Genomic DNA, 12,265 nt, shown 5'->3' with positions numbered 1-12,265 from the left:
GGTCGGCAATGGGATCGAAGACCTCCAGGAATCGCATCACCTCACCCTCAACATCATTTAAACGCCGCTTATGCGTAATGGACCGGTGGAATTTGAAACAAAATTTAAAGCCGTCTGGAGTGACTTTGCCCCACTTTTTTAAGGTCTGCTCGTCCGGGATGTTGTAAAAAGTCGTATTCCCCTCTACGGCATTAAAGACGGATGCATATTGCGCTAAGAAATCACTCTGTTTTGCATCATCGGTAAAGAAGTTACCCACCCAGTCTCGCAGGCTCCAACCCGTGCACCCGATATGATATTTTGTGATCGCCATGTGTTCGGACTCATTGAACAGATATACATATGATACATTATATATACGATATATACGACTAACCCGCCGGCATCTCCCATCCCGAAGGACCGAAGTTCCTGCTGAACACGGGCAATGCTAAGGGAATTTGCAAAATTCACCTCTACCGATCAACAGCCGTTTTGTTTAACAGCTATCCAACATTAAAAACGAATCGTATGCTCTATTCATTTGCAGGGGACTCGCGTTCTTCGGGGGGCTGCCTGACAGATTCGATCGGGAACGTACAGCGGATACCGGTGGTAAATGTTTCCGAATCAGGCAGCATCGATACCGTAAATACACCTCCCATCAATTCCACCCGGTGCTTCATGATCCGCAGCCCCATCCCTTCACTGTCTTTTTCGGCGGAGGAAAACCCGATTCCGTTGTCGTTGACCTCTAAACACAACCGTTCCTCTACTTCGTTGATCGTGACTAAAATTCGATCGGCCTCGCCGTGGACCGAGGCGTTTTTAATGGCTTCCTGGGTAATATGGTACAAATGCGTGGACAGTTCCCGGTTTGTAATTTGACTCAGGATGCCGTTGGTATTCAGGGTGCAATTTATCTCGTGAATTTCCTGCGACCGCCTCATCAGTAGGTGAAAAGCATGTGAAACGCCTTCTTCTTCAACGTCGATCGGAATGATATCGTGACTTACGTTTCTAATGTTCTCAATCTGTATGTCGATGAGATTATTTATATCGGTAAGAATAGAAGAGGTTTCGCCACGGTTATCGGCGGCGGACAGTTGAGCCTTAACTTCATTCACCAGAATCTTTATGGATACGAGTATCTGGGCCAGGTTGTCGTGCAGGTATGCCCCGAGTTCCCACCGTTCCGAGAGACTGTTGCTCAGGATTTCCCGCTGCAACCGGTTACCGCGTTCCACCTCTTTGGTAAGTTGTTCCTCCACTTTCTTAAGCTGGGTAATATTCACGAATGTGAGTACGACCCCGTCCATTTTGTTAGCCACCGTGCGATAGGGACGTATCCGCATAATGTATTGACGGTCATCCTCGTCCGAAACGATCTTTTTAATTGTTTCCAGGCTATCCTTACTTTGGTCGATATCCTTTAATACCGATTTATAGTTGAGCTGATGGGTGATATGCCTGAAAAGACGTCCCACATCAGCGGGAATCAGGTTAAAGAGGTCGGTAGCTGCCTCCGTATAAAACTGCACGTGGTTATCTCTATCAACGAAGATAGTGGCGATTTCAGTAGCCTCCATCAGGTTTTTGAAGTTACTGTTCGCCTCATCAAGCTTTTCAATTTTATGTTCGAGCTCCGCATTTACGCTTTTGAGCTCCTCATTTACCGACTGCAACTCCTCTTTACTTGTTTCGAGCTGTTCGGTCGTGGATCTCAGCTCTTCATTCATCGACTGGAGTTCCTCGTTCGACGCATGGAGTTCTTCGTTAGAGGTCTCATACTCCTCAATGGTTATGTGAAGCTGCTCCCGGGTATATTCCAGCTCTTTCTCGAGGGCTGCGACAACATCCGACTCTTCATCAACAGTTTCAAACGCCCGGGGGTACTCATGGACAGACGCAGGGACTTCCATAAAAACAATATGGATTAATCCCTCCGGAGCCTTCGGTTCGACGATCTTTCGAACGACCACCTTGCAAAAACGGGAAGCGTCGTTACCGTTGAACCGCACTTTTTTAGAGCTCAGCGTGTTGTCATCCTGTTTTATCTGGAACAGCAGACGACTGAGCACTTTGCGCAATTCCGGGACCACCATTTTTAAAATATTCTGGCTCGGTTCTCCCCCCGAATATTTGAGAAAACGATCAATGTCCGAAGTAGCATGCAGTACCTCCTGGTTTGCGTTAACAATGACACTGGCGGGTTCATACTGTTTGAACAACAGCCGGTGGTGAAGATCCTCAATACTAAGCTGCTGTCCGGGCTCCCCTTTTTTCGCTCGGGGTGAAGTGGAATGCAAGCCTTCTGTGGAAAGGGGATAGCGCGGGAGCCGAATCCTGGATTTTGATACAGTACTTTGCCGGTAGATCTGGTACCGGCTGTTAACAGTGTCAAACAGTTCTGTGGCTTTCAGTATGGAATCCGACATCCCCAGGAACAGCCATTGTTCCGGTTTCAAAGCATAGTGGAAAAGGTTAAATACTTCCGACTGTAATTCGCGATCCAGATAAATCAAGAGGTTCCGGCAGCTAATCATGTCAAGCTTTGAAAACGGGGGGTCCTTAAGCAGGTCGTGATCCGCAAACAGTATCATACTCCTTATGGTTGGTTTCACCCGGTACATCGTCCCCTCTTTGAGGAAATGCTGTTCAAGCCGTTCACTTGTGATATCAGTCGCAACAGACTGCGGGTACCGGCCCTTGCGTGCCGTATCAAGCGCCTCCTCGTCGATATCGGTAGCAAAAAGCTGGATCGCCGGGGGACTGTCGAGGGACTGGGCATGTTCATGCAACAATAGAGCCAGGGAGTAGGCTTCTTCCCCTGTCGCACACCCGGGTATCCATACGCGCAGGCTGTCTTTGGAACTCTTGTCTTCAAAAAGCTTAGGGATAACCGTCTCCTGCAGTTCCTGGAAAGCCTCCCGATCCCGGAAGAAGTTGGTCACGCTGATAAGCAAATCTTTAAATAACGCCCTTATTTCGGGAGGATGCTGACTGATATACTCCAGGTAGGCGGGGAGCGTGCGTATCCGATGTACCCTCATGCGGCGCTCAAGCCTGCGAAGTACCGACGACTGTTTATACCGGGTAAAATCATGTCCCGTTTTTTCATTTAGTTTAGATAAAATATCTCTTAATACGTGCGTTTCATTTTCCGGCAGCTCCCCAGAATCCGGAATGTTAATCTGCTTAAGACTCTCCTTATAATTCACCAGATGGGCCGGAATCTCCTTCAAAGGCAAGACCAGGTCCACCAAGCCGGTTTGGACCGCACTGCGCGGCATGCCATCATACCCGGCCTCTCCGGACTCCTGGGTTATTACGATGCCTCCATACTCCTTTACGGTTTTTAGCCCAATGCTACCGTCGCTGCCCGTACCGGACAAGATGACGCAGGCCGAATAGTGGCCTTTGGCTTTACCGAGCGAACGAAAAAACAGGTCAATCGTCGTAAGTTGTTTGTTATTCTTTTCACTGTCGGCAAGTACCAGGTACCGATCTTGCAGGGTCAAAAGACTGCCCGGCGGGATAACATAGACGTGATCCGCTTTTATCGGGGTTCGACCCGTAACCTGCAGAACCGTCATTGAGGTGTGCTCCTGGAGCAACCTGGCAACGCTGCTCTCATGATCAGGCGAAAGGTGTATAATAACGACAAACGCCATGCCCGGGGAATCCGGCATCGCTTCGAAAAAAGCAGATAAGGCTTCGAGCCCCCCCGCAGAAGCTCCGAGTCCGACGACCAAGGGATCTTCATTCTTTCTTTCATCTTCTGAATGTAGTACCATTGATCAGTTATCTGCCGTTTTCGTTTCAAAGAAGGGATGGCATTCTTCCTTTTAGAGAATTTCTGATTCAGAAGATAATAAAAAATTGACCCATCTACATTGAATAGCAAAAAAAATAAACTGTTTATTATATTTTTATATAGTAAAAAATCGCACTTATGACTTAATTTTATTATATTTAATCCGATAAATTAGTACGTAATATGTGAATAACTGCTACAAAAAAGGATAATTCCATTTTGAGGGAATGACCGGGGCACTATCACAAAAAGTAAGGAACCGGGTTTGAGTATAATTATTATAATTACATATAATGAGTTAGACCGTTCAAACCCTTTTTTACTGAACATCAAGACACCAAAAGTCAATAAAAATGATAAAGATAATTATAGCAGATGATCATCCCCTGATACGCGAAGGAATAAAGAGAGTAATCCAGGCAGAACCTGATATAGAAGTAATTGGGGAAGCTAAAAACGGGCAGGAGGCTATGGAACTCCTGCGAGAGAAAACTCCTGATATTTTACTTTTAGATATCACGATGCCCGGTAAAAATGGGCTCGAGTTACTCGAACAAATCACTGAGCAGTATTCAACGTTGAAGGTACTCATACTAAGCAATCATCCTGAAAAACGATTTGCCGTGCGAGCGCTAAAGGCGGGTGCGTACGGGTATTTGACCAAATTAAGCTATTCTGATGAATTGATAACAGCTGTTCGCAGGATTACCTCTCAAAACCGAAAATACATTACCGATGATGTGGCCGAACAACTGGCTTCCCAGGTGGATATCACCAATGGAAATTACGTACATGAAAAGCTGTCGAACCGGGAATTCCAGGTTTTATGCATGATCGCATCGGGGCAATCCGTTTCGGAGATTGCGGAAGAGTTCTCACTGAGCCCCCAAACCATCCACACCTACCGGACCCGCATCAAGGAAAAAATGAACCTGGAGTCTAACGTGGAGATGACTCATTATGCTATTGAAAACGACCTGATAGACGGATGATCTTAGATCACGTTATGCAGGCAATTGTGGAACTATTTTATATTTAATTCATACGAGACAGTAGGGCATAATATCAATACAACACTATGAATCCACTGTGGGAATTCTCTGGGGTTACCAAAAAATCGAGACAGCTGAATCTTCCTACATATGAATCCCCGAAAATAACCATCTCAGAACTGGAAAATTAACAAACCGGCGCGACCAAAGGGTTTGGATGTATGATCCTTACACATATACATTTGATGTCTGTGGAACCATACGTACTTACCCACTCGAACTGATTGTTAAACGGTAGAGTGGAGAAAAATGATTAAAATAATTATTGCAGATGACCATCCCCTGATACGGGAGGGAATAAAAAAAGTTGTTCGTCAGGAAAAGGATTTACACGTAATCGGGGAAGCCGGAGACGGGCACGAGGTCGTGGATCTCCTGGAGCAGGAGATGCCTCAGATTTTGATCTTAGACATCACCATGCCCGGGAAAAGCGGTCTTGAGCTACTAAAACAAATTAATGAACAGTATCCCAAACTCCCGGTACTGATTCTGAGTGTTCACTCCGAAGAACGCTTCGCCGTTCGGGCCCTGAAGGCCGGCGCATACGGGTATCTGACCAAGTCAAGCATTTCAGATGAACTGATAAAAGCCATTCGTAAAATCGCAACCCAAAAACGAAAATACATTACGGCCAAAGTAGCCGATCAGCTGGCTTCCCAGGTGGATATCAACAAAAAAGTCCTCCCGCACGAACAGCTATCGGACCGGGAATTCCAAATCTTTTGTATGATTGCCTCGGGGCAATCCGTGACAGAGATAGCAGAAGAGTTCTCGCTGAGCCCCCAGACCATCCACACTTACCGGACTCGCATCAAGGAAAAGATGAACCTGGAGTCCAATGTGGAGATAGCTCGTTATGCTATTGAGCATAATCTGATAGAATAGATATGCTTCATGTCAGAAAAGGTGGAAAGGAAAATAGCTCGTCCGCTTTTTCCCACTTTTCCCGAGCACAAGTCACATCGCCGCGCTACCGATATTTGACAGACCCTTCCGAAGTGAAAAATACCGGCTCTGAACTTAATTCTTCCTTTCGAAAACTTCCTTCTCAACACATTTAAGGTAACTATGCGTACGCTATGACGTTCTCACACGATCCCTTTCAGAGGTCCGGATCTCTCTGGCCTGTTATATGACAATTGTATTTAAAAATTAGTACATAAAATCTAAAGCGTATACTATTGTGTTGGAGACCAGTTCCTTTAATATTAAAGAGTCAGGCAATGTTCGGTAGCTGACTCACAACTCATCGCCCGGCGTTTACAGAAGTTAAAAACGCTGTTTTGACAAAGACACCTTCCGGGAAGCTTAACTTTTAAATGTTGTCCCAATATTTATGATCCCGTAAAAGGGAATAGAATTTAACATATCAGCGATCATTATATCAATCTTCTCAGAACCGGAGGATGAATAAAAAAGTGACCAAAGGGTTGAATGCAACCAAGTCCTACAAAAAGACAGAAAATTACCACAACCATTCAAACCATTGTCAAGCAGTATGGTAAGGAAAAATGATTAAAATTATTATTGCAGATGATCATCCGATTATACGCGAAGGAATTCAGCGAATAGTTGATGGAGAAAATGATTTCCATGTAATAGCAGAAGCTAAGGACGGCTATGAGGTCTTGGAACTCCTGGAGCGGGAAGTACCTGATATTTTGATTTTAGATATCACCATGCCCGGAAAAAGCGGCCTTGAAATACTGAAGGAGATTAATGAGATGTATCCTGACCTGCCGGTGCTGATTCTGAGTGTTCATTCCGAAGAACGGTTTGCCGTTCGGGCCCTGAAGGCCGGCGCATACGGGTATCTGACCAAGTCAAGCATTTCAGAAGAGTTGATAAAAGCCATCCGTAAAATTGCCACGGAAAAACGAAAATATATTACCTCCGAAGTGGCCGAACAGCTGGCCTCCCAGGTGGATATCAACCAAAAAACCTCCAGGCATGAAAAACTGTCGGACCGGGAATTCCAGGTTTTGTGCATGATCGCCTCGGGCCAATCCGTGACGGAGATTGCGGAAGAATTTTCGCTGAGCCCCCAAACCATTCACACCTACCGGTCCCGCATCAAGGAAAAGATGAACCTGAGCTCCAATGTGGAGATGACCCGCTATGCTATCGAACATAATTTGATAGAATAGGCGGATACGAGTTTGTATATAACATATAGCACACACTGTATAGTATGTATTATGTGCCCTCAACTATTTATATGACATATCGATTTAAATAATAATACAGGAGAATACCAATAACTGCTATTTTCATATTAATGATAACTGTCTACATTAATAACAGAGAAAAGAGGAGGAGAGAGAAATCAAGCGGGTACAATAACAGAAATGAAAAAGAGAGAGGCAAGTCTGCTTAGACTCAGGCTCTTAAAGATACGGGGGACACAGACCCCGTATCTTTTTTTTTCTTAATTATCAGCTACTCTTCCATTCCATTTTTGATGATGAGAGAATCTTTGAAGAACCAGTCCCGAAGCATCGGGAAAGGTCATGGCCAGAGGGAGGTTGAAATCGCAGCATATAGCCGTATGCGAAAATTTAAACCGAGCAACACGCCGACATGAGTCAAAACTGGTTTTCCCACGTCCTCCATGAAATAAACCAAGTCATAAATAATATTACAAATTTTCTTCCAAAATCCTACTCATAATTTATAATTACTCCTATTAACAGTTAACTGAAAATAGAATAAGTTAGACAGGCATTAGAACAGAAGGGGATATGATTCAGGCCGGAACAGCGAGCACTCAATGTTGTTTAAAAAAGAAAACCGTTTTGAATTGCAGGGTCTTCGCATATTCCACCACACGGATCATACCGTACATTATTAAAGTGACCCATATTTAGATGTTTAATTAAAACGTTACAAGAGATGAAAGAAGAAAAATCATTTAAGAAACCTGTTGTTATTACTCAGAATCCTGAAATGGAGAACTTGATTCAAAAAATCAAATTAGTGGCAAAAACCGGCGCCACTCTGCTGGTTACTGGAGAGAACGGCACAGGGAAAGAAGTTATGGCTCAGTTATTTCACTATCACAGCGTACGAACGCATAAGCCCATGGTTACCATCAACTGCGGGGCTATTCCTTCTGAACTCGTTGAAAGTGAATTATTTGGTCATGAGAAAGGAGCCTTTACCGGCGCTCATGCTCTTAAAAAAGGATGCTTTGAGCGAGCCCACGGTGGAACGCTGTTTCTGGATGAAATCGGCGAGATGCCCAAACCCATGCAAGTCAAATTGCTGCGTGCCGTTGAACTCGGCTCGTTTCGAAGAGTGGGCGGAAGCGAGGAGATCCAGGTAGATGTTTCACTCATTTCAGCGACTAACAAAATATTGACCGAACAGGTAAAGTCGGGGGATTTCAGGGAGGATCTCTATTATCGTATTAACGTTATCGAGCTCTATGTCCCCCCGCTGCGGCACCGGAAAGGTGATATCCCGCTGTTGGTTTCTCACTTTACAAATCATTTTGCTCAAATGTATAAAATGGATGAGCTTACCTTCAGCGACGAGTGTATGAATCTCTTTCTGGATTATGACTGGCCGGGCAATGTTCGGGAGTTACGAAATATCGTTGAACGCTGCGTCGTATTGTCAGACGGGAAGACCATCGAACTTAGCTTTCTCCCCTCCCACTTGCATAAAAACAAACACAGCTACCCGGTTACCAATAGCCATTCTGCAAATAATATCATGCAGATCCCGGTAGGAACGGATCTGAAAGAAGTTGAGCGGAGAATTATCGCTGAAACGCTTCATTTTGTAGACAACAATAAGACCGAAGCAGCGAAAATATTAAACATTGCCAGGAAAACGCTTCATAATAAATTGGAAAAATATGAAGCGGAAAAGCCAAATGTTTAACGGGAAAGGCTTCTTCCATTGGGTACAATCCGGCTCAGGCTACTGCACCTTGCTTCCCAGCCAGTGTTGGCGGAAGCGTTCCATCTCTTCGGTTATCTCGCGGCCTGCCTGTTCGTAGGGGAGTACCTCAAAAGCCCGATTTTCAGCCAGTTGAATTACATCTTCTTTTTCCTCGTTCAGCGAACGATACACAATAGGCAATTGATCTCCCGCCCGGTGCTCTCTGAGCAATTCCTGCAAGTCCTGGGCATTGGAAACAGGGATCCCGTCGATAGAAATAATTTCATCGCCTTTATCCAGGCCGGCCCGGTAGAGTGGACTACCGACCTGGGTCCGGCGGCCAACCACGGGTTTACCGTCTTCATACGTTAGTTTGGCAGTCCCGAAACTGACAACCGGCTGCGAAGTATCCGCAGGCTGAAGCAGGAATCCGGCCTTTGCCAGCAATGGTTTCAGATCAACATGGCGCCCCCCATAGATATGACGATCGAAAAATTGTTCTGCAAATTCTGAGCTGTCAGTCACTTCCGCCAATGTCTGCTCCAAATCAGAAATCCGGTAAGGCTCTTCGGTCTTGCCATATTTTTCCCACATCCTCCGCATAAAATCATCAAGTGTAACATCCCCGAAGGTCGAGCGCAATGTTAAGTCCAGCCCCAATCCGAGGACAGCACCCCAGGAATAATATGATATAAAGGTATTGGACTTGTTTTGGGCATCGACTGAGGTAGCGGCGTCCACAAAAGGAGCCTGCCTGCTCATTTCTATGGGATTGTAATAGCTGTTGCCGGGCGAGTTAAGCACATAGTTCAGCGTCCCGGCCCAGTCCGCGGCATATTTTTGGTCCGATATTATACCCGCCCGGCGTATGGTCAAATCATCATAATAGCTTGTAAACCCTTCTGCGAACCAGAGCGCGCCGGAGACGTTGACATCCATAAAGTCAAAAAGCTCCAGCGCCCGGGGACGAATACGCTCCACATTCCAGCTGTGGAAGAACTCGTGCGACAGGGTATACAAATTTTGCAGGGCGCCTTCTCCTTCCAGCGGACGTCGACTGGTCAAAATTGTGGAATTTCTATGCTCCATGCCGTCGCCATAAACATACGGCAGATAATCGGCTATAAAGGTGTAGCTGTCGTAGTCAAAGTCGGCCGGTTCGCCGAAAATTGCGACCTGTTCGGCTACCACTTTCCGAGCCATCTCCGCATAACGGTCTACTTCCTCCCGGGTTCCGTTATGATGTACAGCCATACGAATGTCCTGTCCGGTCGTATCGCCCGGGACCTCCCACTCGGCGATCATGTGATTGCTTAACTCCACGGGACTATCCAGAAAATAATAATAATTGGGAGCCATAAACGTCATCGGCACATCAGTCTCCTGAAGCTGAGTAGCCGCTTTCCATTCGGAATTTTTCGGGGGATGAAAGGCAACGGTGACAGGCGTGTTGGGCAAGTTCGGCGCCCAGACAAACGAAGCCGGTATATTCAGATGAGCGTGCTGTTCATTAATGCCGACATAGGTGCCGTCGGCGTGATCCCCAAACAGCGTATACTTAAATTTTATCGTCCCGTCATGACCGTTGATCTCCCAGTGATGCAGGTCGGGACGCGTAATATCGAGGGTGTCGCCCTTGCTGTTGGTCGCCGTAACACTATATACATTCTTGGCAAATTCGTGCAGGGCATACCGGCCGGGTGAAGTTCGGCTCATCGACAGCGTAACGACCCCCGGAAGCAGATTTTTCATGGTAAGCGTAATTTCTGCTTCATTATGAACGGCATTGGGGAAACGCACGTCATAATGAAGCGAGGGTTCCTGCTCGGATCCCGGCTGACACCCTGTCCCTGTAACGGCAACAGCCAATAAAAGAACCAGTTTTTTATAATATATCCGTATGTTCATATTCGAGCGTCTTGCCATAGATATATCCTGTTTTGACTGTTCTTTCAAGCATTATTCTTCACTCAAATTCAAGCTAAACCACAAAATTGGATCAACGAAAATAACGTTACATACCTGAATAATTCGGACTAAGAAGATTCACGGTCTTGTAAAAAGCGAAGAATATCTTCCCTGAGCAAATCAAATACCGGTTCTTTATATGATCGGGACTGATCTGCATTTTGCAGCGAGCCTGTTAATACGACCACCGCATTGAGTTCGGGGATCATAAAGATATATTGTCCGCCAAATCCCCAGGCGAAACGAACCTGAAACTCGCCTACCGGCTTTTTCCACCACATATAACCATAGTCATAGGGGTTGAAATTACTGCGTGTATAGGTCCTGAAGGAGTCCTTCAGCCACGCTTCCGAGACAATCCGTTCTCCCCGGAAGGTCCCGCCATTCATTACCATCTGCCCGATTTTCATCATATCCGCCGGGCTGAGCGCCATGTTATTTCCGCCCATGTAGTAGCCCTGCGGATCGCGATCCCAGCCGCCTGCAGAAATATCCATGGGATCAAAAAGATATTGCCGGGCAAAATCACGGGTACTCATGCCCGTTGTACGGGTTAAAATGACCGAAAGCAGATGGGAGGTCCCCGTACTGTAAACCATATCTCCGCCGGGCTCTTCTACCATCGGCTGATCAAGCGCAAACCATACCCAGTTATCACTTGTCACCCAACGCCCATAGTTATGGAAGCTGGTTGTTTCAAGTCCGGTCCGCATCGTCAGTAAATCTTTAAGCGTAAGGGCCTGCTTTACCGAATCGGGATGTTTTTCAAAATAATCCTCAAAGAACGGTCCGACAGGCTGCTCAATCCCTTCTAAAAAATCGTGATCTATAGCAATCCCCACCAACAGGGAAATGATGCTTTTGGCCGCCGATTTTATATTGGTGCGCTCGGAAGCTCGCATCCCGTTAAAGTATTCCTCGCTAAGCCGCTCCCCGTGTTGCTGAATGAGCAAACTCGTAACGGAAGGTATTGTAGAAGCTTCATTATTAATTTCTTCTATTGAAGGAGGGTTGCCCTGGGCCTCAACTTTCTGCGAAACAGAAAATCCACTCCAAAAAACAAACATTATTCCTATAACTACACGCTTCATGCTTATATCCATAACTGCTGTTTTATCACCATTCATAATACCTTTAAATTCACACTCCAAAGAGATAGTTCCCCGCTTTCCCCGAGATAGGAGAGAGGGCGCTATCTGGGGCAGGAGAGCGTAATGATTATTTACTGAATGGGATTTGTAATTCTGGGGGGCCCTTCCCGGATGCTGCTGTTCCATCTCCAGTAGCCATAAATAACAGGCACATCGGGAGGATTACTCATGGCGCTTTTTACATCAATCGTGACCCTCACTCAAGAGGCCTGGAGATACAGGCGCGGTATAGGGGACACCATATCCGGAATTTCAAGTTTGCATATCAAGAGCAGAACAAATTTTCGATGTATCAAAAATAACATTTGTAATCCCCGTAGTTTTCTATATTTTTACGATTTAATTTTAAACTTTTTACAAAACGCTGTGATTGTTGCAATCCCCAAAGAAACGGCTGAGCATGAAAAACG

At 45.8% G+C, this 12,265-nt stretch carries 8 protein-coding genes; 4 read left to right on the top strand and 4 right to left on the bottom strand.

From position 1 onward, the window contains the following. The coding region (locus ACESLU_RS06280) for a DUF72 domain-containing protein (RefSeq protein WP_372636689.1) at positions 1-313 on the bottom strand (313 nt) is incomplete at its 3' end. 202 nt (positions 314-515) lie between these two features. Next, positions 516-3,776, bottom strand: a complete 3,261-nt coding sequence (locus ACESLU_RS06275) for a CheR family methyltransferase (RefSeq protein ID WP_372636687.1) — start codon at positions 3,774-3,776, stop codon at positions 516-518. A 373-nt stretch (positions 3,777-4,149) separates the two neighbouring features. Here ACESLU_RS06275 and ACESLU_RS06270 point away from each other — a divergent pair, with 373 nt between their 5' ends. The 4 genes from ACESLU_RS06270 to ACESLU_RS06255 all read left to right on the top strand — a co-directional run bounded on the left by ACESLU_RS06270 (position 4,150) and on the right by ACESLU_RS06255 (position 8,736). After that, the gene (locus ACESLU_RS06270) at positions 4,150-4,788 is read left to right on the top strand and encodes a response regulator (protein ID WP_372636684.1); all 639 of its coding nucleotides are present in this window, start codon (positions 4,150-4,152) and stop codon (positions 4,786-4,788) included. Positions 4,789-5,097: 309 nt separating this feature from the next. Next, positions 5,098-5,733, top strand: a complete 636-nt coding sequence (locus ACESLU_RS06265) for a response regulator (protein ID WP_372636681.1) — start codon at positions 5,098-5,100, stop codon at positions 5,731-5,733. A 626-nt stretch (positions 5,734-6,359) separates the two neighbouring features. Then, complete coding sequence (locus ACESLU_RS06260; RefSeq protein WP_372636678.1) at positions 6,360-6,995, top strand: response regulator; 636 nt, start codon at positions 6,360-6,362, stop codon at positions 6,993-6,995. Positions 6,996-7,740: 745 nt separating this feature from the next. Then, positions 7,741-8,736 carry a sigma-54 interaction domain-containing protein gene (locus ACESLU_RS06255; RefSeq protein WP_372636674.1) on the top strand — a complete coding sequence of 332 codons (996 nt, stop codon included), beginning with the start codon at positions 7,741-7,743 and terminating at the stop codon, positions 8,734-8,736. A gap of 39 nt (positions 8,737-8,775) precedes the next feature. Here the strand turns inward: ACESLU_RS06255 and ACESLU_RS06250 are convergent, their stop codons facing one another. Beyond that, on the bottom strand, positions 8,776-10,662 hold the full coding sequence (locus ACESLU_RS06250) for a M61 family metallopeptidase (RefSeq protein WP_372636671.1): 1,887 nt from the start codon (positions 10,660-10,662) through the stop codon (positions 8,776-8,778). Between the two features lie 110 nt (positions 10,663-10,772). After that, a complete protein-coding gene (locus ACESLU_RS06245) occupies positions 10,773-11,807 on the bottom strand; it encodes a serine hydrolase domain-containing protein (protein WP_372636668.1) in 1,035 nt (344 codons plus the stop codon). Positions 11,808-12,265 lie beyond the last annotated feature (458 nt).

The sequence above is a fragment of the Fodinibius sp. genome (assembly GCF_041642155.1).
In the GTDB taxonomy this organism is placed as follows: Bacteria; Bacteroidota; Rhodothermia; order Balneolales; family Balneolaceae; genus Fodinibius.
The sequence above is the reverse complement of the archived record's forward strand: the minus strand, read 5'-3'. Positions and strand labels throughout refer to the sequence as shown.